This window comes from Nocardia implantans, assembly GCF_035544775.1.
Lineage (GTDB): Bacteria > Actinomycetota > Actinomycetes > Mycobacteriales > Mycobacteriaceae > Nocardia > Nocardia implantans.
The window spans coordinates 316,555-338,890 of the sequence record NZ_JAYKYQ010000008.1 but is presented as its reverse complement, the minus strand read 5'-3'; the positions used below and the strand labels follow the sequence as shown (position 1 = coordinate 338,890).

Sequence of the window (22,336 nt, the reverse complement as noted above, 5' to 3'; positions counted from 1 at the left end):
GATCATGTGATCGGTGCTTGGTAGACATAGGGACGGGTTATGTCCCACCTCACAAAGGTGGGATCATCACTCGCTGACACCGGTTCCAAATTTATATGCCGATCTTTCGAAATAATGCACGTCAAAAGTGTGAAAAGTGCTACCGGCAACACGGTGAACATGTTCTAATCGTTCCGGCGGTGCGGCCACGGTGAGATTCGCGCCGTGTGCTGTGTACGCCGGTGAGCAAGGAGGATCGCGATGAACGAGGTCCTTGCCGTGCCGTTGCGGGCCGTCGGCGGATTCTTCGAACTCACCGCCGATGTCGCACGTGCCAGCGTGCGCAGACCCTTTCAATGGCGCGAGTTCATCGATCAGTCGTGGTTCATCGCGCGGGTATCGATCGTGCCGACATTGCTGGTCGCCATTCCGTTCACCGTTCTGGTGAGCTTCACGCTGAACATTCTGTTGCGCGAGATCGGCGCGGCCGACCTCAGCGGAGCGGGCGCGGCGTTCGGCGCGGTCACCCAGGTGGGGCCGATCGTCACCGTGCTCATCGTCGCCGGGGCGGGCGCGACCGCGATCTGCGCCGACCTGGGCGCACGCACCATCCGCGAGGAAATCGACGCCATGCGAGTGCTCGGCATCAACCCGGTGCACCGCTTGGTGGTGCCACGGGTGCTCGCATCGATGTTCGTCGCGCTGATGCTCAACAGCCTGGTGTGCACCATCGGCATCGTCGGCGGATTTCTGTTCTCGGTGTTTCTGCAGGACGTGAACCCCGGCGCGTTCGTCAATGGCATCACGCTGCTCACCCATCTGCCCGAGTTGATCATTTCGGAGGTGAAAGCCGGATTGTTCGGACTGATCGCCGGACTGGTCGCCTGCTATCTGGGCCTGAATGTCAAAGGCGGACCCAAGAGTGTCGGTGATGCGGTGAATCAGACCGTAGTCTTCGCTTTTATGGCCTTGTTCGTCGTGAACGTGGTGGTCACCGCCGTCGGCATCAAGTTCACGGCGCGGTGATCCGATGGCCTTCGTAATCGAATCCCGCTTCCCCCGTACCGTTCGACGGGTGCGCCGGATGTCGGATTCGCTCGATTCGGTGGGCAAGCATGCCGTGTTCTATGCCCAGGCGCTCGGTTCCGTTCCGCGAGCTCTACTGCACTACCGCACCGAGACCATTCGGTTGATCGCCGAGATCAGCATGGGTTCCGGCGCGCTGGCGGTGATCGGCGGCACGGTGGTGATCGTCGGGTTCCTCACCCTCTTCGCGGGCGGCACCATCGCCGTGCAGGGCTACAGCTCGCTGGGCAACATCGGCGTCGAGGCGCTGACCGGCTTCTTCGCGGCGTTCATCAATGTCAGGATCGCGGCGCCGGTGATCTCCGGCATCGGCCTGGCGGCCACGATCGGGGCCGGTTCGACCGCGCAGCTGGGCGCGATGCGGGTCGCCGAGGAGATCGACGCGCTGGAGTCGATGGCGATCCGTCCGGTGCCCTACCTGGTCGGCACCCGCGTGCTGGCCGGGATGATCGCGATCGTCCCGCTCTACGCGCTCGCGGTGATCGCCTCGTTCCTGGCCAGCCGGTTCGCCACGGTGGTGATCTACGGGCAGTCGGCGGGCGTCTACGACCACTACTTCTCCACCTTCCTCATCCCCAGCGACATCCTCTGGTCCTTCGCCCAGGCGATCTTCATGGCGTTGGCCGTCATGCTGATCCACACCTACTACGGCTACAACGCCGCGGGCGGCCCGGTCGGCGTTGGCGTCGCGGTGGGCAACGCGGTGCGCGCCTCGCTGGTCGCGGTGGTCACGGTGACCCTGCTGATCTCGCTGGCCATCTACGGCACCTCCGGCAACTTCCATCTCTCCGGATAAGCGATATGGCGGAATCGAAGCAAACGGAAAACCGCCTGGTGCGGGCGCTGCGCGGCGGCCTCGGCCTGAAACTGGCCGGTGCGGCGATGGTGCTGGCGCTGGTCGCGATCGTGACGGTCGCGCTGATCATGTTCGTCGGCGGGTTCACCCCGACGGCCACCGTGACGGTGGACGCGCCGCGCAGCGGGCTGGTGCTGGACCCGGACGCCAAGGTGAAGATCCGCGGTGTGGAGATCGGCCGGGTGGCTTCGGTCGACCATACCGACGAGGGCGCCAGACTGAAGCTGGCCCTCGATCCGGAACTGCTGAAACTGGTGCCGTCCAACGCGGACGTCGACATCAGGTCCACCACGGTGTTCGGCGCGAAGTACGTCAACTTCATCGTCCCGCGGCAGCCGTCGTCCACGTCGCTGCGACCGGGCGCGGTCGTCACCGCGCAGCGGGTGACCGTCGAGTTCAACACCCTGTTCCAGCATCTGTCCGACGTGCTGGCCAAGATCGAGCCGGAGAAGCTGAACGCGACGCTGTCCGCGCTCGGCACCGCGCTGCAAGGCCGCGGGCAGAAGCTCGGCGAACTGCTCGAGCAGAGCGACGCCTATCTGCGTGACATCAACCCGTACCTGCCCACGCTGCAACAGGATCTGGCGAAGACCGGCCAGGTCACCGACCTGTACGCGGACTCGGTGAACGACCTGCTGCGCACCGTGGACAACTTCACGGTCACCAGCAAGACCCTGGCCCAGGAGCAGGACAGCCTGGACAACGTGCTGGTGAATCTCACCGGCTTGGCCGACACCACCGGAGCGGTCCTGCGCGAGAACGAGAATCAGCTCGGCACGGCCCTGGATCTGCTGCGCCCAACCACCGGGCTGCTCGACGAGTACGCGCCCGCGCTGTACTGCCTGATCGGCGGTCTCGGCAAGGCGCTGCCGCTGGGTGAGGCGGTCTTCGGCGGCCTGCAGGAAGGCGTCGCGCTGAACACCGGCTTCATGTACGGAGCGAAGCCCTACACCTATCCGGATGATCTGCCCAAGGTGAACGCGACCGGCGGCCCGCAGTGCGGCGGCATCCTGGACCGGGTGCCGGGCAGCCACTCGAACTATGTCGTCACCGACACCTCGGAGGGGCATGTGTACACACCGTCGACGACGCTGACCGTCAATCCGCCGAAGGTCTTCCAGCTCCTGTTCGCCGGCCTACCGGGGGTGCCGCGCCCGTGAGGAATACCGCGACCACCGTCAAACTGGCCGTCTTCACCTTGGTGATGACGCTGATCTTCGCCGGCCTCGCGGTCGTGTTCAGCCAGATGCGCTTCGCGCGCGAGAACGGCTACCACGCCGTGTTCACCAGTTCCTCCGGCATGCTGCCAGGGGCGAAGGTGCGCATCGCCGGCGTGCCGGTCGGCTCGGTGACGTCGGTGAAAGTCGGCAAGGACTATCTGGCGCACGTCGAGTTCGACGTCGATCGCAAGTACCGGCTGCTCACCAGCACCCGTGCGGCGATCAAATACGAGAACCTGGTCGGCGACCGCTATCTCGAGCTGTCGGAGGGACCCGGCTCGAACCGTGTCCTGCAGCCCGGCGGCACCATCGTCAAGGAGCAGACCGCGCCCGCGCTGGATCTGGACATGCTGCTCGGCGGTTTCCGTCCGCTGCTGCGCGGTCTCGACCCCGGCCAGGTGAACGACCTGACCAACGCGCTGCTGCAGATCTTCCAGGGCCAGGGCGGCACGCTGGTGTCCCTGCTCAACAGCGGCGGCTCGTTCGCCAAGACCCTCGCCGACCGGGACGCCTTGATCGGCAGCGTGATCAACAACCTCAACGCGGTGTTGCGGACCATCGATGAGCGTGGCGACCAATTCGCCACCACCATCGCCGAATTACAGCGCCTGATCAGCGGACTGGCCGCGGACAAGGACCAGATCGGCGACGCGCTGCCGCGCATCGCCGGAGCCACCGGCGACCTGACCGATCTGCTCTCCCAGGCCCGTCCCGACCTGCGCGGCACCATCGAGCAGACCGGCCGCCTTGCCACGAACCTCGACGCCGGGTCGGACACCGTCCAGTGGGTGCTGGACCGGCTGCCGTCGACCTATCGCCAGCTGATCCGCATCGGCTCCTACGGCTCCTTCCTCCAGCTCTACGTCTGCTCGACGAACTTCCTGGTGGACGGCCCGAACGGCCAGACGATGAAGGTCAATATGCCCGGGGCGCAGACGACCGGAAGGTGTGCGGACAACCGATGAACGAGCAGCGATCACCCGCCGTCACCATCGGCATCGTCGGCCTCGTGCTCGCGGTGGCGGTGGCGCTGTCGGCCCTGCAATTCGACCGTTTGCCGTTCATCCGCTCCGGCGCGACGTTCACCGCCTACTTCGCCGACGCGGGCGGCCTGCTGCCCGGCGACGCGGTCCAGGTGGCGGGCGTGCGATCGGGGCGGGTGGAAGACGTCAGCCTGGACGGCGCGAAAGTGCTGGTCCGGTTCACGCTCGCGGAGTCGATCGTGCTCGGCGAGAAGACCTCGGCGGCGATCAAGACGAACACGGTGCTCGGGCGCAAATCGCTCGAGGTCACGCCGTCGGGTCCCGGCGCGCTGCGCGCCGACGACACCATCCCGCTCGAGCGCACCACCTCGCCGTACTCGCTCAACGAGGCGCTGAGCGAACTGGCGGGCACGGTGCACGACCTGGACCTGGACCGTGTCGACCAGACGCTGGACGTGCTCTCGGCGACCTTCGCCGACACTCCCGCCCCGTTGCGCTCCGCGCTGGACGGCGTCACCGCGCTCTCCCGCAGCATCAACGCGCGCGACCAAGCGCTGACGGATCTGCTGAAGCGGGCGCAGAACGTGACGAAGATCCTCGCCGACCGCGGCAACCAGATCAACGCGCTGCTGCTGGACGGCAACGAACTGCTCGGTGAACTGGACCGGCGGCGCACCGCGCTCGGGCAGCTGATCGTCTACGTCAACGGACTCGCCCAGCAGCTGTCCGGTCTGGTCGCCGACAACGAGGCGCAGCTGAGACCCGCCCTGGACAAGCTGAATTCGGTGGTGGCGCTGTTGCAGCGCAACAAGCAGAACCTCGCCGACGCGCTGGACGGGCTCGGCCCGTTCGCCGCGGCCCTCGGTGAACAGGTCGGCAGCGGCCCCTACTTCCAGGCGTACGTGATCAACGCGGCGAGCAAGACGTTGCAACCCCTGGTGGACGCGCTGGTGTGGCCGCAGCACCTGCCGAACGACTTGCAGAGCTATCTCACGCCCGCCCCGTCGATCGTTCCCGCGACCCAGGAGCCGCCGCGATGAGTGAGCGCAACACGGCCGCTTGCGCGGTCTTGCCGGAGCCGACCGTCAGCGAGGTGGACGTATGAGCGCGCTGAACGCCGTGCGAAGACTGCCGCGCTGGGCGCTGGTGCTGGCCGGCGTGGTCGTCGCGGCGCTGGTGGTCGCGGTCGCGTGGAACGGCATAACCCGGATCGGGACCACGAAGGTCACCGCCTATTTCCCGTCCACGTCGGGCCTGTACGCGGGCGACGACGTGCGGGTGCTCGGCGTCAAGGTCGGCCGCATCGATGCGATCGAGCCGGGCGCGGACCGGGTGAAGGTGACCATGACCCTGAATCGCGGGGTGGACGTGCCCGCCGACCCGAAGGCGGTGATCATCTCGCCTTCGCTGGTCTCGGCGCGTTTCATCCAGCTCGCGCCCGCCTACACCGGCGGCCCGAAGCTGAAGGACAACAGCGTGATCCCGATCGAGCACACCGCGGTGCCGGTCGAGTGGGACGACATCAAGGCCGAGCTGTCCAAGCTGGCCACCGCGCTCGGGCCGGTCGGCGACGACAAACAGGGGTCCTTCGGCCGCTTCGTCGACACCGCCGCGAACAACTTGGACGGCAACGGGCAGCGCTTCCGCGACACGCTGCGGGAGCTGTCTGCCACGTTGAGCACGCTGTCCGACGGCCGCACCGACCTGTTCGGCACCGTGCGCAATTTGCAGAAGTTCGTCGACGTGCTGTCGGCGAGCAACGAGCAGATCGTGCAGTTCGAAGGCAGGCTCGCGTCGGTGTCGTCGGTGCTGAGCGGCGTCTCGGCGGATCTCGGCGCTGGACTGGACAACCTGGACGCGGCGATCGTGGACGTGCGCCGGTTCATCGACGGCAGCGGAGCCGAACTCACCGAGGGGGTGCAGCGGCTGGCCGACGCCACCCAGGTGCTGGTCGACAAGCGCCCGGAACTGGAGCGCGTCCTGCACTCCGGCCCGACCGCGCTGGTGAACTTCTACCAGATCTACAAACCGGCCCAAGGGACCCTGACCGGCGCGATCGCGTTGAACAACCCGGCCGACCCGCTCGGCTTCCTGTGCGGCTCGGTGCGCGCGCTGGAGACCAACGACTCCGATCGCAGCGCCGACCTGTGCGCGCAGTACTTGGCGCCCGTGATCAACAGCCTGAGCATGAACTACGTGCCGATCATGGCGAACCCGGCCAGCGGCGTGACCGCGTTCCCCGACCAGTTGGTGTACACCGATCCCAGCCTGGCGGGGCGGGTGGCGAGCCAGAATCCGGCGCAGCCGCAGCCCGCGCCGGTGAGCATCCCGGACGGCCTCGCCGGACTGGCCATTCCGGGCCTGACAGGAGGAGGGCGATGATGCCGAGGCGGCGGATGCGCCGCACCGCCGCCGTCGCGGCGGGGCTGACGGTGGCGCTCGGCGTCGCCGGCTGTCAGTGGGACGGACTGAATTCGCTTCCGATGCCGGGCACCGAGGGCACCGCGCCCGGCTCCTACGAGGTGCGCATCCAGATGCCGAACGTCACCACGCTGACCAGGAATTCGCCGGTGCGGGTGCACGACGTGGCGGTCGGCACCGTGTCGAAGATCGAGGTGCAGGACTGGCACGCGCTGGTCACCGTCACGTTGAACCCGGACGTGCGCTTGCCCGCGAACGCCGTCGCCGAGATCGGGCAGACCAGTTTGCTCGGCTCCAACCATCTCGAGCTCTCCGAACCGACCGATCAGCCCCCCGAAGGCCAGTTGCAGGCAGGCGACGTCATCCCGCTGGCTCGCGCGGGCGCCTATCCGACCACCGAGCAGGTGCTGTCCTCGCTGTCGGTCGTGCTCAACGGAGGTGGCGTCGCGCAATTGGAGACCATCACCCACGAGCTCAATTCCGCGCTCACCGGGCGCGAGGACGCCATCAGGGACCTGCTGCCGCAGCTGAACGAGCTGACCACGAATCTGGACCGCCAGACCGGCGACATCATCGCCGCGATGAGCGGACTCGACCGGCTCGGCGGTCAGCTCGCCGAGCAGCGCGACGTGGTGGCGGCGGCGATCGAGCAGATCCATCCGGCGTTGACCGTGCTCGCCGATCGCCGCGCGAACATCACCAGGGCGATCACGGCGCTGGGCGAGCTGAGCGACGTCGTGCGGCGCATCGTCGCCGCCAGCGGCGAGGACCTGAAGGCCAACCTGCGCAGCCTCGTGCCGGTGCTGAAATCGCTGTCGGACACCGGCAGCGACCTGACCGAGGCGCTGAAGATCCTGGCGACCTTCCCGTTCCCGATGAAGAACCTGGATCACGCGATCAAGGGCGACTACCTGAATCTGTTCATGACCGTGGACATCACGGGCAAGCGGCTGGATTCGAACTTCCTCACCGGGACGCCGCTGGGCGGACGGTTCGGCGGCGTGGAAGGCGCGCTCGGCAGCTTCGCGCCGGGCACGGCCGCGCAGAACGGCGACCCGGCCACCGGGCCGTTGCAGGCGCCGCCGCCCGCGCCGAGCCAGCCGGCCCCGACCATTCCGGGACTGCCGCCGATCCCGGGCATTCCCGCCATTCCGGGGTTGACCGTGCCCATGCCGGGCGACACCGCGCCGCAAGGGGGTCCGGGACAGTGAAGCTCACCCGGTTCGTCCGTACCCAGCTGATCATCTTCTCCGTGCTGACGGTGGTCGGCCTGGTGGTCATGGGCGGCACTTACGTCAAACTGCCCGCGATGTTCGGCATCGGGCGCTACGAGGTCACCGTGAAACTCGCCGCGACCGGCGGGCTCTACCCGACGGCCAACGTCGCCTATCGCGGCACCAACGTCGGTGTGGTCAAGGAGGTCCGGCTGACGCCGGTCGGGGTGGACGCGAAGCTGTCCATCGCCAGCGACTACAAGATTCCCGCCGATGTGGACGCGTGGGTGCGCAGCGTCTCCGCGGTCGGTGAGCAGTACGTGGACTTGGTGCCCGCGCAGAACCGCACGGGCGGCAATCTGCGCGACGGCAGCGTGATCCCGGTGGAGCGCACCAAGTTGCCGCAGGATGTCGGCGCGCTGCTCGACCAAGCCGACCGGCTGCTGTCGAGCGTCGCGGACACCCGGTTGAAGCAGGTCATCGACGAGGCGTTCCTCGCGTTCAACGGCGCCGGACCGGACCTGCAACGGTTCATCGACTCCGCCTCGCTGCTGGTGCAGGAAGCACAGGCGAACGCGGAACCGACGAAGCGACTGCTCGATCAGATCGGGCCGCTGCTGGACACCCAGACCCGCTCGGATGCCGCGATCCGTTCCTGGACCGCCGATCTCGCGACGGTCACCGACCAGTTGCGCGGGCACGACCCCGCGCTGCGTGGCATCCTGCGCGACGGTCCGTCCTCGATGCAGCGGGTGACCAACCTGTTCGAGGACCTGCGTCCGACCCTGCCGCTGCTGCTGTCGAATCTGGTCAGCGTCGGGCAGGTCGCCGTCACGTATCACGCGGGGCTCGAGCAGATCCTGGTGGTCTATCCGCCGCTGGTCGCCGCGCTGCTGACCGCCGTTCGCGGTCCGCTCGAATACGGCGCGCTGGTCGACTTCATGGCGCTGGTCAACGACCCGCCCGCGTGCACCACCGGTTTCCTCCCGCCGGACCAGCGGCGCTCGCCGAGCGAACTCGACACCCCCGACACGCCGCCCGGCCTGTACTGCAAGGTGCCGCAAGACGCTCCGGAGGCGGTGCGCGGCATCCGCAACACGCCGTGCGCCGAGGTGCCTGGCATGCGCGCCCCGACGCCGGAACTGTGCCGCACGGGGTACGTTCCGATCGGCGACAACCCGCCGTTCGGGCCGCCGCACCCGGTGGCGCCCGCCGCGGCGCCCGCGCAAGAGCCCCCGGTCGTCGCACCGGCGAGTTACGGCGGCGGCACACCGGCCGCCGCGCGGTCGTACGACCCGGCCACCGGCGTCTACATCGGCCCCGACGGTCGGACATACCGGCAGGGCGATATCGGACCGAGTGGTTCGGGCACGGTACCGTCGAGCTGGCAGGCGATGCTCGAGGAGCAGCAACGATGAGTGAGAGCAACGGAGAAGGTCACCGCACCCGACGGCGTGCGGTGCGCTCGGCCGGGCCTCCGGTCGAGGAGAACGCGACCGGCGGCGTGCCGGCGGTGACCGTGCGGGCCCCCGTCGCCACGACCGGTATCGACGTCAAGGACAGCGAGCCGAGTTCGGCTGCCGCGGAGCCGAAGACCTCGTCCGACCAGCCACTGCCCGCCGACGCGCCGAAAGTCTCTGTGCGGAAAGCCGACCCAGAGCCGGCTTCCGAGACAACACCGGCCGAGCCCGCCCGCAGCGAGCGGCGTGGCCTCTCGCGCATCCTCGCCACGGCCGCGGCGGCGCTGCTGGTCGTCGTGCTCGTGACCGGTGCGGTCGTCTCGGCGCTCGTGCTGCACCGGGCGCACGAACGCGACGAGCGCCGCGCGGAATACGTGGACACCGCCAGGCAGGCGATCGTCAACCTGACCACTATTCGCGCCGACACGGCCAAGCAGGACATCGACCGGATCCTCTCGCTGGCCTCGGGGGAGTTCAAGACCGAGTTCGACGGCCGGGTGGACCCGTTCACCAGCATCGTGCAGCAGGCCAAAGTGGTCTCCAGCGGCGAGATCGTGGAAGCCGCCCTGGAAAGCGACGACGACTCCTCCGGACGGGTGCTGGTCGCCGCCAAACAGACGCTGACCAACGCGGGCCAGGCCGAGCCGCAGACCAGGTACTACCGGTTCCGCGTCACCGTGTCGCGCGGCGATTCCGGGCTGACGGTGTCCAACGTGGAGTTCGTGGCATGAACGGTCAGGCCCGGAGGCGGCAGCGCAGCGTGACCACGCAGGGCCCCGTTCATGCCGGAATCGGACAGAGCATGAACGGTCAGGCCCGGAGGCGGCAGCGCAGCGTGACCACGCAGGGCCCCGTTCATGCCGGAATCGGACAGAGCATGAACGGTCAGGCCCGGAGGCGGCAGCGCAGCGTGACCACGCAGGGCCCCGTTCATGCCGGAATCGGACAGAGCATGAACGGTCAGGCCCGGAGGCGGCAGCGCAGCGTGACCACGCAGGGCCCCGTTCATGCCGGAAAGGACACAGCATGAACGGAATTCGAGCCAAGATCCTGCTCGCCCTGCTCGGCGTGGTGGTCGCCGCGGCCGCGGTGGTCGGAGGCGTCAACGGTTACCGGTACTGGGACCGTGCGCAGAGCGAGCAGGCGCGCAAGGACGCGGTCGCGACGGCGGGACGCACCGTCGAGGCCATGTTCACCTACACCCCGCAGACCGTGGACACCGAACTGCCCAAGTCGGCCGACAACCTCACCGGCGACTTCCGCGCCGACTACTTGACACTGATCGAGAAGCAGATCGCGCCCGGCGCCAAGGAGAAGCAACTCACCGTCACCGCGACCACCCAGGCGGCCGGTGTCATCTCCGCCGACCGCTCCCACGCGCAAGTCCTGCTGTTCCTCAACCAGGTGATGACGAGCAAGGACACCCCGCAGGGCACCACGACCGGCAGCCGGGTCCGGGTCTCGCTGACGAAGTCCGATTCGCACTGGTTGGTGTCGGCGGTGACTCCGGTCTGACGCCGCTGCGGCCCCGCTAGGACGACGCCGGTGTGCGCGGTAGCCGCACCGTGAACGTCGTCCCGGCCTCGGGCGAACTCCGCACGCCGACCTCGCCGCCGTGCGCCGTCACCAGCGCCTGCACGATGGACAAGCCGAGCCCGGTGCCGCCGCTGCTGCGGGCGCGGGAGGTGCCGGCGCGGTAGAAGCGCTCGAAGACGCGTTCGGCGTCCTCCGCCGCCAGGCCGGGACCGGTGTCCGCCACCTCGAGCAGCACGTCGTCGGGGCCTGGAGTGAGCAGTACCGTCACCTTCGCGTCGGGCGCGGTGTGCGTGAGGGCGTTGTTCAGCAGATTGCCAAGGACTTGGCGCAGCCGTGCCTCGTCGCCGATCACCTCGAGCGTCCCCTCACCGGGCTCGATCTTCAGCTCGATGGTGCGGACGGGCCCCTCGCAGTGTCCGGCGGCGACCACGGCGCGCGCGTTGTGCACCCCGTCGCTGGCGACGGCGAGCAGGTCCACCGGGCCGAGTTCCAGCGGGCGCTGGGCATCCAGCCGCGCGAGCATCAGCAGGTCTTCCACGAGCACGCCCATCCGCTGGGCTTCGCGCTCGATCCGGTCCATGAACGCGGCGGGGTCGTCGGTGGCTCCCTGGCGATACAGCTCGGCGAAGCCGCGGATCGTGGTCAGCGGCGTGCGCAACTCGTGACTGGCGTCGGCGATGAAGCGGCGCATCCGCTCCTCGGAGCGGCGCGCCGCCTCCTCGGAGGCGGCGGTCGCGGTGAACGCGCGCTGGATCTGCGCCAGCATCCCGTTCAGCGATCTGGACAGCCGGTCGACCTCGGTGTTGGTGTCGCGCACCGGCACCCGGCGGTGCAGGTCGCCGCGGGCGATGGCCGCGGCGGTGCTCTCCACCCGGCGCAGCGGCCGCAGACTGCGCCGCACCACGAAGTACGCGAGCACCGCCAGCACGGCCAGGACCACCGCCCCGACGATCAGCTCCAGCACCACGAGCCGGTGCACCGTGTCGGTGTTCTGCGTGAGCGGCAGCGCCACCGTCGTCGTGCCCTCCGGTGTGCGCAGCGTCAGCACCCGCCACCGGATGGCGCCGCCGTTCGCGGAGTCGACGGTGTACGGGCCGGAGGGCGGGGTGTCGGGCAGGCTCGGCTCGGCGTCGACAGCGAACGCCGGGATGAGGAACAAGCGCCCGTCGGCGCGGATCGAGCGCACCCAGAACTGACTCGGAGCGTGGCGCGGATCGGGCGGCAAGACCGGGGGCGGCGGCCCGCGCCGGGACCATTCCATCGCGCCACCGCGCAACTGCTGGTCGGTGCGGTCGGTCAGCTGCTGCTCCAGCGCCGAGGTGACCACAAGGCCGGAGACGAGCAGCCCGAGCCCCGCCGTGAGCACCAGCAGGACCATCAGCGTCACCCGCAGCGGAACGGCGGACAGCCAGGCGGAGACCTTCGCCCGCACTGCGCCGCTGCGGCCCGGACTCATGAACCGCTCTTGCGGTGGGGCGCGCGCATCACGTAGCCGACGCCGCGCAGCGTGTGGATCAGCCGGGTATCGCCGGTGTCGACCTTCTTGCGCAGGTAGGAGACGTAGGTTTCCACGACGCCGACCTCGCCGCCGAAGTCGTAGCGCCAGACGTGGTCGAGGATGCGCGGCTTGCTCAGCACGGTGCCCGCGTTGACCATGAAGTAGCGCAGCAGCGTGAACTCGGTGGGCGAGAGCGCGACCGGCTCGCCCGCCTTCCACACCTCGTGGGTGTCGTCGTCGAGCTCGATGTCCTCGAAACGGAGGCGCGAACTCTCCCGCTGCGGAGCGGCGTGCCCCGCGCGGCGCAGGATCACCCGCAGCCGGGCGACGACTTCCTCCAGGCTGAACGGCTTGGTGACGTAGTCGTCGGCCCCCAGGGTGAGACCGGTGATCTTGTCCTGTACGTCGTCGCGCGCGGTCAGGAACAGCACGGGCGCGTCGATCCCGTCGGCACGCAACCGGCGCAGCAGACCGAAGCCGTCCATGCCCGGCATCATCACGTCCACGATCAGCGCCTGCGGACGGAAGGTGCGCGCTTTGTCCAGCGCCTGCGCGCCATCGGACGCCGTGTCGACCTCGAAGCCCTGGTAGCGCAGACTCACCGCGAGCAGTTCGACGATCATCGGCTCGTCATCGACCACCAGAACCCTGGCCTCGGGGGTCTGCACGGGGGCGCCACTCATGGCTACATCGTCCGCTCTCGGGCTGCGATGTCGCTGGGCCGAAGCTGGGAGCTTCCTGTGAACGCGGGATTCAGCGCGGCTCGCGGTCCTCCGGGTAGACGTCGTCGTCGGTGAGCAGCGCGCTGCCCGCGACCTGATCCTGCGCCAGCGCGTCGAGGAAGGCCCGCGCCCAGCGATCCACGTCGTGGGCCAGCACCTGCCTGCGCAGCGAGCGCATCCGCCTGCGTTTGACGTCGCGTTCGTCCTCCAGCGCCGCGACGATGGCGTCCTTCACGTCGTCGAGGTCGTGCGGGTTGCACAGGTACGCCTGCCGCAGCTCGGCCGCCGCGCCGGTGAACTCGCTCAGCACCAAGGCGCCGTTGAGCCCGCTGTGGCACGCCACGTACTCCTTGGCGACCAGGTTCATGCCGTCGCGCAGGGGCGTCACCAGCATCACGTCGGCGGCGACGAAGAACGCGACCAGCTCGTCGCGCGGGATCGGGCGGTGCAGGTAGTGCACCACCGGGTAGCCGACCCTGGCGAACTCGCCGTTGATCCGGCCGACCTGGCGTTCGATGTCGCCGCGCATCTGGATGTAGCTCTCGACCCGCTCGCGACTGGGCGTGGCCAGCTGGATCATGACCGTGTCCGCGGGGTCGATCCGGCCCTCGACCAGCAGTTCTTCGAGGGCGTTGAGGCGGATGTCGATGCCCTTGGTGTAGTCGAGCCGGTCCACGCCGAGCAGGATGTTCTTCGGGTTGCCCAGCTCGGCGCGGATCTTCGCGGCGCGCTCGCGCACCGACCTGCGCCTGGAGTGCTCGTCCAGTTCGGCGGAGGCGATGGAGATGGGGAACGCGCCGACCCGCACCGTGCGGAAGCCGACCTGGACGACGCCGAGCTTGGAGCGCACACCGACCGAACCGCGCGAGGTCGGCTGGCCGGCCAGCCTGCGCGCCAGGTAGAGGAAGTTCTGCGCGCCGCCGGGCAGGTGGAAGCCGATGAGGTCGGCGCCGAGCAGGCCCTCCACGATCTCCGTTCGCCACGGCATCTGCATGAACAGCTCGACCGGCGGGAACGGGATGTGCAGGAAGAACCCGATGGTGAGATCCGGGCGCAGCATGCGCAGCATCTTGGGCACCAGCTGCAGCTGATAGTCCTGCACCCACACCGTCGCGCCCTCGGCGGCGACCTTGGCGGTGGCCTCGGCGAAGCGCCGGTTCACGGTGACGTAGGCGCTCCACCACCTGCGGTCGTAGACCGGCCGCACGATGACGTCGTGATAGAGCGGCCACAGGGTGCCGTTGGAGAAGCCTTCGTAGTAGTCGGCCACCTCGTCCGCGGACAACGGGACCGGATGCAGTTCGAGGCCGTCCTCGATGATCGGGTCCACATCGACGTTCGGGACGCCCGCCCAGCCGACCCACGCCCCCTTGTTGTTGCGCAAGACCGATTCCAGCGCGGTCACCAGACCGCCCGGACTGCGTTTCCACCGGGTGCTGCCGTCGGGCAGGCGTTCGAGGTCGACGGGGAGCCGGTTGGCGACGACGACGAAACCGGAGCCCGCGCCGGAGCCGGTGGTTTCCGCCGCGGCGTCAGCAGTCGAGGTGCCTGCGGCGTGCTCGGAATCGTCGGACGGATTCATCTGGTCCACTCACCGCATCCTTTGCGCGTTGCTGTATCCCGCTGGAGTTGTGTGGTCGACGTCGCCGTTGGCGTCGAGAACGAGGTTATTCGCCCCGAGCGTTCGGTCCAATACCCAGCATGGACAACAACATCCGGCATTCGTCCGCGTCTTCGGCGTAGGCCGCGACCACCCGCTGCGCCTGACGCGCGGTTTCGTCGGCGAGCGGTTCCAGATCGTCGTCCGCAATGTCGTTGGCGCTGCCCTTCACGGCCATCGTCAAGTCCTCCCGGCTCAGTGCGCACTTACCCTGCGAAAAATCAATGGTATGCGACGCTGGGAGGTGCGCTTGCCGCGGCGTTGGCGCGAGCGCGCCACGACCCCCGGTCCGCGCACCTTCCGCGCTGGTCCCTATACCGTGGGGAGCGCAGCACCAACTCCACGAAAGGGTCGATATGCCGCTGGCCACGGTGAACGGGATTTCCCTCAACTATCAGGTGAAGGGTGACCGCGCCAAGGGATCGGCGCCGCTGGTGGTCATGATCATGGGCACCGGCAGTCCCGGCCGGGTGTGGGAGCTGCACCAGGTGCCCGCGCTGGTCGCGGCAGGCTACCGGGTGTGCACCTTCGACAACCGCGGGATCGCGCCGTCGTTCGAGGCCGCGTCCGGCATGACCATCGACGACCTGGTCGCCGACACCGCCGCGCTGATCGAGTTCCTGGACGAGGGCCCGGCGCTGGTGGTGGGCACCTCGATGGGGGCGCGCGTGGCGCAGGAGCTGGCGCTGGCCCGCCCCGACCTGGTCCGCAAGGCCGTGTTCATGGCCGGGCACGGGCGGCTGGACCAGTTCCAGAAGACGCTGTCGCTCGGTGAACACGAACTCGACGCGAGCGGGGTGAAACTGCCGCCGAAATACGAGGCGGCGATCACCGCGGTCATGAATCTCTCGCCGGCGACCATGGCCGAGCCGAACGCCGCGCGCGACTGGCTCGACCTGTTCGAGTTCACCGGAGGGCCGGTCTCGCCGGGCATTCGCGCCCAGCGCAGGATGGATCACGATTTCGACCGGGTGCAGGCCTACCGGGCGATCCGGGTGCCATGTCTTTCGGTCGGATTCGCCGACGACCGGATGATTCCGCCGTATCTGTCCAGGGAGATCGCCGAGGTCATTCCGGGTGCGCGGTACCAAGAGGTACCGGATGCCGGGCATTTCGGATATTTGGAGCGGCCGGAAGCGGTGAACAAGATTCTCCTGGACTTCTTCGCGGCCTGATCGCGAGTCGGCCGAGGTCCCAGCATAGGTAACCGCCCAGGCGTAACGTCTTGCTTGCTAGTGTCGAAACAACGCTCGGGGTCTCTCGGCGCCAGGGGTTGGCAGCAACCCGGCACCGTGCGAACCAGGAGCGATCCCGTACATAGCGCCAGTATCCAGTGAGGTGAAATTGAGCACCAACCCCTTCGATGATGAAGACGGCCGCTTCTTCGTCCTGGTCAACGACGAGGAACAGCATTCCCTGTGGCCCGCCTTCGCAGAGGTTCCGGCCGGATGGCGAGTCGTGTTCGGTGAGGACAGCCGCGCCGCCTGCGTCGAGTACGTGGAGAAGAACTGGACCGACATGCGTCCGAAGAGCCTGCGCGACGCCATGGCCGCGGACGACGCGGCTCGGCAGGGCTCGGTCTGATCGGCAGCGCTCGATCTGCCGCGCTCCGGCGCGGCGTGTTCGCGGCCCCCTGATGGCTCACGTCCGAGTGGCCGCCGCTCGCGACTTCGTCGCGGACGCGGCGGTCACTCGGCTGTGAGCCGAAAGCGGTTGTCGGGCCGGTGGGCCGCGTTCGGTGCCGAACGCGAATCCGTTGTGATGCGGACGGCGTGCCGGGCTATGATGACAACCGCTTTCCCGCCTCCTTAGCTCAGTGGTAGAGCACTCGCCTTGTAAGCGAGCGGTCGTCAGTTCAATCCTGACAGGGGGCTCCATCCAGTCGCTGCGCGGCTGTAGCTCAGTGGTAGAGGCCGTGCCCGGTGTTGTAAGCGAGCGGTCGTCAGTTCAATCCTGACAGGGGGCTCCATCCAGTCGCTGCGCGGCTGTGGCTCAGTGGTAGAGGCCGTGCCGGGTGTTCGGGGTCTCTGATCGAGAGGGTGCCGCTTCATTCGGTGGGTGCCCCGGTGTGGTTCTTCGTAGTCGCCGTCAGTTGTGGCCTCGCTCGGGTTCGGCTGGACGATGCGGTCGGGTCGGCAGCCTTCGAGCGGATCTGCGGGATCGCGTGACGAGCGGGCGGGCGAGGGCCGACGCGGAGCGAGCACACCGCCTGTGCTTTTCGTTGCGGAATTCGTGGGCTGCGGTGCTGCCACCGGGACAACTGTTCCGAAGTGGGACGTGTCGTCGAACGCGCCGATCCAATTCAGCGCATATGTCGGAGAATTCGTCCTCGTGGTCCCGTCGCGGCCGGGCTGGGAAAGCGGCCGACCAGTTCGGTGGTTGGTAGCGAACGGGCAGCACATCTGAGCACCGACCGACGAGCATGTTTCCGGCTACGAGTCTGTTTGTAGTCTGGTGTGCGCAAACATTTCTCGGGATAGGCATGTTCAGATCACGCGCAAACACCGGATGGGCCACAAATAGAGCATGGCGGCATACTTCGCGCACATTCGGGTGACTCTAGCTGTACCGGGTTCTCCATCTGTCGAAAGTTACTGAGATGTACGAATACAACGCGTTGCCGCCGGCCGTTGCGCGGTCTCGTACCATCCAGGGGGCGCGCGATGACTGAGCTGATCGACTTCTCCGCCGCGCTCATCGAGCCGCAAGCGATCAAAGACGCCGGATACGCGGGCGTCATCGGCTACTTCAGCGATTCCCGGCCCGGGACGAATTTCGGTGCGAAGCCGCTGCGGCGGGAATACTGCGACCGATTGCGTGCCATCGGGCTCGAGATAGTGACCAATTACCAGTACGGCAAGGGCGAGACGTCGGACTGGAAAGGCGGTTACGACGCGGGGGTGCACCACGCGCGGATCGCGCTCGATTATCACCGCGCGGCCGGTGGGCCGCGCTCGCGCCCGCTGTATGCCCCGGTCGACGCAAATCCGACGCTGGCGGAATGGAATTCGCTGATCGCGCCGTTTCTCCGAGGCTGGGCGTCGGTGGTCGGTCTGGAATGGACCGGCATGTACGGCAATGCCCGATGCATCGACTGGGCGCTGGAGGACGGCGTCGCCAGCTGGTTCTGGCAACACAACTGGTCCGGCGATCCCTCGATCAACGGCGACCATCCCGCCGCGCACCTGCATCAGATCCGCATCGACGCCGACCGGGTCGGCGGTGTCGTGGTGGATATCGACAAAGTTCTCGCCGACGACTACGGCCAATGGTCGAAGGCGCCGAATTCAGGGGGCACAATGCAAAAGCCCGACTACATCGAATTGGACCGGATGGGCGACTCCGCGTCCAGCCGCCACGGCGCCCGCGTGGAGAACTTCCTGCTGCACACCCAGGAAGGCAATGGAACGGCGGAGAGCCTGGCCAACTACCTCAACAATCCGGCGAACGGGGTGAGCTACCACTACACCGTCCGCGACCGCGTGGTGGTCGACGTGGTCGACACCGACCTGGCCAGTTGGTCGGTGCTGGACGCGAACTCGTTCACCATCAATCTCTGTTTCGCTGGCAGCCGCGTCGCGTGGAGCCGGGACGACTGGCTGCGCATCCGCGACGACATCCGCATCGCGGCGTGGCTCGCGGTGCAGGACGCGCGCAAGTACGGGTTCGACACGTATGTCATCGCACCGCCCTACCAGCGGCGTCAGGGCATCTCCGACCACAAGTACGTCACCGAGTGCCTCGGCATCGGCACGCACACCGACGTGGGACCGAATTTCCCCTGGGACGTGTTCGCCGACGATGTGCGCGGCTTCGCCACCGGCGAGCCGAGCGGGTCGGAGCCGAACGCGATCAACGATTGCGCGGCGGCGAATCCGTGGCTCGGCCGGCGGATCACGCAGGGGGAGATCACGACGCCCGACGGCGCGGGACGCTTCGCCCAGTTCGAACACGGCTACATCTACTGGCATCCGGATACCGGCGCGCACGCCATCCCGGAAACGCTGTGGGGAAAGTTCGAGGCGATGGGCTGGGAGGCGGGCCCGCTCGGGTATCCGATCACCGACCGCACCGTGACGCACGGGCCGGACGGTCAGCCGACGGGTGAGGTGCAGGGTTTCCAGGGCGGAGCGCTCTATCGGCGGCAATCGAGCGACAACGTGTGCTGGGTGCACGGCGCGATCCGCGACCGCTGGAACCGCTCGGGTTACGAGAACGGACCGCTCGGCTGGCCGGCCACCGACGAAATCCCCTGGGACACCGGGACCTACCAGGACTTCGAGCACGGCCGGATCTACTGGACCCCCAGCCAGACCCTGGCCACGGTCGCGGTCGGCGGAGTCGACACACCCCTGCACGACGTGGCGAGTTAGGCGGGCACGTTTTCGCCGTAGCCGAGATCGCGCAGCGCCTGCTTGATCTTGGCCTGCGCCTCGTCCAGCGACTCGGGGCTCGGGTTCGGGTCGGCGCCGGAGATGTCGAAATCACCCAGCGAGAAGGCCGGGAACACGTGCACGTGCAGGTGCGGCACTTCCAGACCGGCGATGAGCAGACCGGCGCGCGGCGCGTCCCAGGCCGCGCGCACGGCCTGGCCGATCTTCTGGGCGACGGCGGTCAGCCGGGCGAAGGTGCCCGCGTCGATGTCCTGCCACTGGTCGATCTCCTTGCGGGGCACCACGAGGGTGTGACCGGGAGTGACCGGGGCGATGGTGAGGAAACCGACGAACTCGTCGTCCTCCCAGACGAAACGGCCCGGGAGCTGACCGGCGATGATCGCGCTGAAGACAGAAGCCATGTCCCGCAGCGTAGCCCCGAGTCGCGGCAGGCGCCCCGCGCTATACCGCGACGAAGTGCGACAGGATGCCCTGCACCTCGTAGATGTCCACCTGCCGGTTGAACCGCTTCAGCAGCGGCTCGTCGCTGCCCGAGATCCAGATGGCCAGCTCCGCGTCCAGATCGAAGGTGCCTGCCGTCTCCACCGAGAAGTGGGTGATCGCGCGATAGGGAACGCTGTGATAGCTCACCTTGCGGCCGGTGACGCCCTGCTTGTCGATGAGGATCAGGCGGCGGTTCGTGAACAGCATCGCGTCGCGGACCAGCAGGTACGCCGCGTAGACCTGTTCGCCGTTGCCGAGGAGCTTGGCGTACTCCTGTTGCGCCTGCCCCGGATCGATCCGGCCGGCGTTGCCCATCAGTCCGTCGATCAGACCCATTTCAGCACTTCCTTCGGGTGCTCCGGAGGCACGAGTGGTCAGGCCCCCGCTCATGCCGGAAAAGGACACAGTGGTCGGTGCGGGCCGGGTGCCGTCCCACATCCGTTGTCCCCTTTCATCATCCCCTCCGCGCGCACCGGCAGCGGCGATCCCGCCGAACGGCTCGTTTAGGCTGTCTGCCGTGCGTGTACTCGTCATCGGTTCCGGAGCCCGTGAACATGCCCTCGTCCTGGCCCTGCGCCGGGACCCCGCGGTGACCGCGCTGTTCGCCGCTCCAGGCAATGCCGGGATCGCGCAGCACGCGCAGGTTCGCCCGGTCGACCCGTGTGCCGCCGAGGACGTGGTCGCGCTGGCCACGGAGGTGGATGCCGACCTGGTGGTGATCGGCCCGGAAGTCCCGCTGGTGCTCGGCGTCGCCGACGCGCTGCGCGTGGCGGGCATCCCGTGCTTCGGACCGTCGGCCGCGGCCGCCCGGATCGAGGGCTCCAAAGCCTTCGCCAAGGACGTCATGTCGGCGGCGGGCGTGCGCACCGCGCACAGCGAAGTGGTGGACAACCCGGCCGAGCTGGACGACGCGCTCGACCGCTTCGGTCCCACCTGGGTGGTGAAGGACGACGGACTCGCCGCGGGCAAGGGCGTGGTGGTGACCGCCGACCGCTCGGCGGCGCGCGAGCACGGGGCCGAACTGCTGGAGCAGGGCCACCCGGTGCTGCTGGAGTCGTTCTTGGACGGACCGGAAGTCTCGCTGTTCTGCCTGGTCGACGGCGAGACGGTGGTTCCGCTGCTGCCCGCGCAGGATCACAAGCGCGTCGGTGACGGTGACACCGGACCCAACACCGGCGGCATGGGCGCCTACACGCCGCTGCCGTGGCTGCCCGAGCAGACCGTCACCGCGATCGTCGACGACGTGGTGAAACCCGTTGCCGCCGAGCTGGTGCGGCGCGGCAGCGGCTTCTCCGGCCTGCTCTACGCCGGGCTGGCGATCGGCGCGGCCGGCCCCGCCGTGGTCGAATTCAATTGCCGCTTCGGCGATCCCGAGACGCAGGCGGTGCTGGCGTTGCTGGACAGCCCGCTCGGCGAGCTGCTGTACGCCACCGCCACCGGCACGCTGGCACAGGTGGCCCCGCCGCGCTGGCGCGACGGCTCCGCCATCACCGTGGTGCTCGCCGCGGAGAACTACCCGGGGCGTCCGCGTCTCGGCGACGCGATCTCCGGCGCTGGCGAGGGCGCGTCCGACGAGAACGCCACGGTGCTGCACGCGGGCACCGCGCAGCGCGAGGACGGCGCGCTGGTCTCCGCGGGCGGACGGGTGCTGAACGTAGTGGGCGTCGGCGCCGACCTCGCCGAAGCCCGCGCCCGCGCCTACGACCGCATCGCCGCGATCAAACTGCCCGGCAGCCACTACCGCACCGACATCGGCCTGGCCGCCGTGGAGAACCGCATCGAGGTCTGAGCCGCGGCTCGATTCCCCTGAGCCGCCCGGCGCGTCGCGGGCTCAGCCGAACGTGAGTCCGCGCACCGCCAGCCATTGCTGCGGGTCGACGTGTTGTCCGCCGGCGATCACCTCGAAGTGCAGGTGCGGCCCGGTCGAGTCGCCGCGGTTGCCCATGCGGGCGATCTGCATGCCCGCTGGCACCCGCTCGCCGACCGAGACGAAGAAGTCGTACATGTGCCCGTAGACGGTGATGCTGCCGTCGTCGTGGCGGATCCGCACCCACAGGCCGAAGCCCTGCGCCGGTCCGGCGTCGATGACGGTGCCGTCGGCGACCGCGTAGATCGGGGTGCCGATCGGGCCCGCGATGTCGATGCCGTTGTGGAACGTTCCCCAGCGTGACCCGAAGCCGGAGGTGAAGACGCCGTGGGCGGGCAGCGCGAAGCCGTGGCCGCCCGGCAGCGTCGCCCCGGGCTGCACCGGCGCGGTTCCGGTCATCCACGGCTGCCGCTCACCGGCCACGGCGGCGGCCGCCTCGGCCTTCGCGCGTTCGAGCGTCGCGCGCGCTGCGGCCGCGACCACCGCCTGCTCGCGCAGCCGCTCACCGTTGGCGATCGCGTTCAGCAACCTGGTCACCGAAGGCGGGGTGTTCTGCATCTGCGGGGGATAGGCGACGGCGACGCGCTGGGCGCGGTCCGGTGCGGGCGTGCGATCGGTGACCGTCCCGGCGAAGGACATGTCGCCCGCGGCGAACATCGCGGTCGCCGCGAGCCCGCCCAGCAGCACCTTGTGCTTGCGCGCCAGCGCCAGCAACTCATCGCCGGTGGGTTTGCGCCGCCACAGGTCGCGCGGGTCCGGCCTGCGCTGCCACCAGGCCCGCAGCCGGCGCGGATCGAACCGGCCGCCATCGCCGAAAAGCCGCCGCCGGGACCGGCGCGGCAAGCCCGCACGCCAATCGCGCGGAATGACGCCGATACCGGCCACTCCGCGCACTCGGTCGAGTCCGTCTCGTCGAGACTTATCGAGCATCGGGTAGACCATAACCGCGACTGTGCG

21 protein-coding genes and 1 tRNA gene are annotated in these 22,336 nt (G+C 68.5%); 15 read left to right on the top strand and 7 right to left on the bottom strand.

Going from position 1 to position 22,336, the window contains the following annotated elements:
- Positions 1-240 precede the first annotated feature (240 nt).
- The 10 genes from U3653_RS20730 to U3653_RS20685 all read left to right on the top strand — a co-directional run bounded on the left by U3653_RS20730 (position 241) and on the right by U3653_RS20685 (position 10,734).
- The gene (locus U3653_RS20730) at positions 241-1,005 is read left to right on the top strand and encodes an MlaE family ABC transporter permease (RefSeq protein WP_067795040.1); all 765 of its coding nucleotides are present in this window, start codon (positions 241-243) and stop codon (positions 1,003-1,005) included.
- A gap of 4 nt (positions 1,006-1,009) precedes the next feature.
- The gene (locus tag U3653_RS20725; protein WP_039794910.1) at positions 1,010-1,861 is read left to right on the top strand and encodes an MlaE family ABC transporter permease; all 852 of its coding nucleotides are present in this window, start codon (positions 1,010-1,012) and stop codon (positions 1,859-1,861) included.
- Positions 1,862-1,866: 5 nt separating this feature from the next.
- The gene (locus tag U3653_RS20720) at positions 1,867-3,081 is read left to right on the top strand and encodes an MCE family protein (RefSeq protein WP_195078130.1); all 1,215 of its coding nucleotides are present in this window, start codon (positions 1,867-1,869) and stop codon (positions 3,079-3,081) included.
- Positions 3,078-4,106 (top strand): MCE family protein, encoded by a 1,029-nt coding sequence (locus tag U3653_RS20715; RefSeq protein ID WP_195078131.1) that lies wholly within the window; start codon positions 3,078-3,080, stop codon positions 4,104-4,106. Before U3653_RS20720 ends, U3653_RS20715 begins: the two co-directional genes overlap by 4 nt.
- Positions 4,103-5,164 carry an MCE family protein gene (locus U3653_RS20710; RefSeq protein ID WP_195078132.1) on the top strand — a complete coding sequence of 354 codons (1,062 nt, stop codon included), beginning with the start codon at positions 4,103-4,105 and terminating at the stop codon, positions 5,162-5,164. The genes U3653_RS20715 and U3653_RS20710 overlap by 4 nt, the downstream gene beginning before the upstream one ends.
- Before the next feature lie 61 nt (positions 5,165-5,225).
- Positions 5,226-6,506, top strand: a complete 1,281-nt coding sequence (locus U3653_RS20705) for an MCE family protein (protein ID WP_195078133.1) — start codon at positions 5,226-5,228, stop codon at positions 6,504-6,506.
- On the top strand, positions 6,503-7,756 hold the full coding sequence (locus U3653_RS20700) for an MCE family protein (protein ID WP_397071175.1): 1,254 nt from the start codon (positions 6,503-6,505) through the stop codon (positions 7,754-7,756). The genes U3653_RS20705 and U3653_RS20700 overlap by 4 nt, the downstream gene beginning before the upstream one ends.
- Positions 7,753-9,177, top strand: coding sequence for an MCE family protein (locus U3653_RS20695; RefSeq protein WP_195078134.1), 1,425 nt, complete (start codon positions 7,753-7,755; stop codon positions 9,175-9,177). The genes U3653_RS20700 and U3653_RS20695 overlap by 4 nt, the downstream gene beginning before the upstream one ends.
- Positions 9,174-9,950 carry an Rv1363c family protein gene (locus U3653_RS20690; protein ID WP_195078135.1) on the top strand — a complete coding sequence of 259 codons (777 nt, stop codon included), beginning with the start codon at positions 9,174-9,176 and terminating at the stop codon, positions 9,948-9,950. The genes U3653_RS20695 and U3653_RS20690 overlap by 4 nt, the downstream gene beginning before the upstream one ends.
- Before the next feature lie 295 nt (positions 9,951-10,245).
- A complete protein-coding gene (locus tag U3653_RS20685) occupies positions 10,246-10,734 on the top strand; it encodes a h domain protein (protein WP_195078136.1) in 489 nt (162 codons plus the stop codon).
- 16 nt (positions 10,735-10,750) lie between these two features.
- Here the strand turns inward: U3653_RS20685 and U3653_RS20680 are convergent, their stop codons facing one another.
- The 4 genes from U3653_RS20680 to U3653_RS20665 form a co-directional block, all read right to left on the bottom strand.
- The gene (locus U3653_RS20680) at positions 10,751-12,211 is read right to left on the bottom strand and encodes a sensor histidine kinase (RefSeq protein ID WP_195078137.1); all 1,461 of its coding nucleotides are present in this window, start codon (positions 12,209-12,211) and stop codon (positions 10,751-10,753) included.
- Complete coding sequence (locus U3653_RS20675; RefSeq protein WP_195078138.1) at positions 12,208-12,936, bottom strand: response regulator transcription factor; 729 nt, start codon at positions 12,934-12,936, stop codon at positions 12,208-12,210. The genes U3653_RS20680 and U3653_RS20675 overlap by 4 nt, the downstream gene beginning before the upstream one ends.
- Before the next feature lie 70 nt (positions 12,937-13,006).
- Positions 13,007-14,557: an alpha,alpha-trehalose-phosphate synthase (UDP-forming) gene (locus U3653_RS20670; protein ID WP_195078414.1), complete on the bottom strand. Its 1,551-nt coding sequence runs from the start codon at positions 14,555-14,557 to the stop codon at positions 13,007-13,009.
- Positions 14,558-14,642: 85 nt separating this feature from the next.
- Positions 14,643-14,813 (bottom strand): hypothetical protein, encoded by a 171-nt coding sequence (locus tag U3653_RS20665; protein WP_168434172.1) that lies wholly within the window; start codon positions 14,811-14,813, stop codon positions 14,643-14,645.
- A 178-nt stretch (positions 14,814-14,991) separates the two neighbouring features.
- On the opposite strand from U3653_RS20665, the gene U3653_RS20660 reads away from it, so the two are divergent.
- The 4 genes from U3653_RS20660 to U3653_RS20645 all read left to right on the top strand — a co-directional run bounded on the left by U3653_RS20660 (position 14,992) and on the right by U3653_RS20645 (position 19,008).
- A complete protein-coding gene (locus U3653_RS20660) occupies positions 14,992-15,810 on the top strand; it encodes an alpha/beta fold hydrolase (protein WP_067795070.1) in 819 nt (272 codons plus the stop codon).
- A gap of 169 nt (positions 15,811-15,979) precedes the next feature.
- Complete coding sequence (locus tag U3653_RS20655) at positions 15,980-16,219, top strand: MbtH family protein (protein ID WP_067795192.1); 240 nt, start codon at positions 15,980-15,982, stop codon at positions 16,217-16,219.
- Positions 16,220-16,437: 218 nt separating this feature from the next.
- A tRNA-Thr gene (locus U3653_RS20650) sits at positions 16,438-16,512 on the top strand.
- Positions 16,513-17,298: 786 nt separating this feature from the next.
- Positions 17,299-19,008 (top strand): glycoside hydrolase domain-containing protein, encoded by a 1,710-nt coding sequence (locus U3653_RS20645; RefSeq protein WP_195078139.1) that lies wholly within the window; start codon positions 17,299-17,301, stop codon positions 19,006-19,008.
- Here the strand turns inward: U3653_RS20645 and U3653_RS20640 are convergent.
- Entirely contained in the window at positions 19,005-19,430 is a 426-nt protein-coding gene (locus U3653_RS20640) for an HIT family protein (protein ID WP_195078140.1), read from the bottom strand. The two genes, U3653_RS20645 and U3653_RS20640, sit on opposite strands and share 4 nt — an antisense overlap.
- A gap of 40 nt (positions 19,431-19,470) precedes the next feature.
- Positions 19,471-19,848, bottom strand: coding sequence for a PH domain-containing protein (locus U3653_RS20635; protein ID WP_067795076.1), 378 nt, complete (start codon positions 19,846-19,848; stop codon positions 19,471-19,473).
- Positions 19,849-20,029: 181 nt separating this feature from the next.
- Between U3653_RS20635 and purD the strand changes: the two genes are divergently transcribed.
- Entirely contained in the window at positions 20,030-21,301 is a 1,272-nt protein-coding gene (gene purD, locus U3653_RS20630; RefSeq protein ID WP_195078141.1) for a phosphoribosylamine--glycine ligase, read from the top strand.
- Between the two features lie 42 nt (positions 21,302-21,343).
- On the opposite strand, the gene U3653_RS20625 is transcribed toward purD, so the two are convergent.
- On the bottom strand, positions 21,344-22,309 hold the full coding sequence (locus tag U3653_RS20625) for a peptidoglycan DD-metalloendopeptidase family protein (RefSeq protein WP_195078142.1): 966 nt from the start codon (positions 22,307-22,309) through the stop codon (positions 21,344-21,346).
- Positions 22,310-22,336 lie beyond the last annotated feature (27 nt).

What these genes read in the sequence shown, in the direction of transcription:
- U3653_RS20725 (WP_039794910.1), top strand. Translation starts at nt 1,010, where the DNA reads ATGGCCTTCGTAATCGAATCCCGCTTCCCCCGTACCGTTCGACGGGTG.
- U3653_RS20640 (WP_195078140.1), bottom strand. Translation starts at nt 19,430, where the DNA reads ATGGCTTCTGTCTTCAGCGCGATCATCGCCGGTCAGCTCCCGGGCCGT.
- U3653_RS20635 (WP_067795076.1), bottom strand. Translation starts at nt 19,848, where the DNA reads ATGGGTCTGATCGACGGACTGATGGGCAACGCCGGCCGGATCGATCCG.
- U3653_RS20700 (WP_397071175.1), top strand. Translation starts at nt 6,503, where the DNA reads ATGATGCCGAGGCGGCGGATGCGCCGCACCGCCGCCGTCGCGGCGGGG.
- U3653_RS20685 (WP_195078136.1), top strand. Translation starts at nt 10,246, where the DNA reads ATGAACGGAATTCGAGCCAAGATCCTGCTCGCCCTGCTCGGCGTGGTG.
- U3653_RS20680 (WP_195078137.1), bottom strand. Translation starts at nt 12,211, where the DNA reads ATGAGTCCGGGCCGCAGCGGCGCAGTGCGGGCGAAGGTCTCCGCCTGG.
- U3653_RS20675 (WP_195078138.1), bottom strand. Translation starts at nt 12,936, where the DNA reads ATGAGTGGCGCCCCCGTGCAGACCCCCGAGGCCAGGGTTCTGGTGGTC.
- U3653_RS20625 (WP_195078142.1), bottom strand. Translation starts at nt 22,309, where the DNA reads ATGCTCGATAAGTCTCGACGAGACGGACTCGACCGAGTGCGCGGAGTG.
- U3653_RS20645 (WP_195078139.1), top strand. Translation starts at nt 17,299, where the DNA reads ATGACTGAGCTGATCGACTTCTCCGCCGCGCTCATCGAGCCGCAAGCG.
- U3653_RS20710 (WP_195078132.1), top strand. Translation starts at nt 4,103, where the DNA reads ATGAACGAGCAGCGATCACCCGCCGTCACCATCGGCATCGTCGGCCTC.
- U3653_RS20705 (WP_195078133.1), top strand. Translation starts at nt 5,226, where the DNA reads ATGAGCGCGCTGAACGCCGTGCGAAGACTGCCGCGCTGGGCGCTGGTG.
- U3653_RS20665 (WP_168434172.1), bottom strand. Translation starts at nt 14,813, where the DNA reads ATGGCCGTGAAGGGCAGCGCCAACGACATTGCGGACGACGATCTGGAA.
- U3653_RS20690 (WP_195078135.1), top strand. Translation starts at nt 9,174, where the DNA reads ATGAGTGAGAGCAACGGAGAAGGTCACCGCACCCGACGGCGTGCGGTG.
- U3653_RS20660 (WP_067795070.1), top strand. Translation starts at nt 14,992, where the DNA reads ATGCCGCTGGCCACGGTGAACGGGATTTCCCTCAACTATCAGGTGAAG.
- U3653_RS20670 (WP_195078414.1), bottom strand. Translation starts at nt 14,557, where the DNA reads ATGAATCCGTCCGACGATTCCGAGCACGCCGCAGGCACCTCGACTGCT.
- U3653_RS20720 (WP_195078130.1), top strand. Translation starts at nt 1,867, where the DNA reads ATGGCGGAATCGAAGCAAACGGAAAACCGCCTGGTGCGGGCGCTGCGC.
- U3653_RS20730 (WP_067795040.1), top strand. Translation starts at nt 241, where the DNA reads ATGAACGAGGTCCTTGCCGTGCCGTTGCGGGCCGTCGGCGGATTCTTC.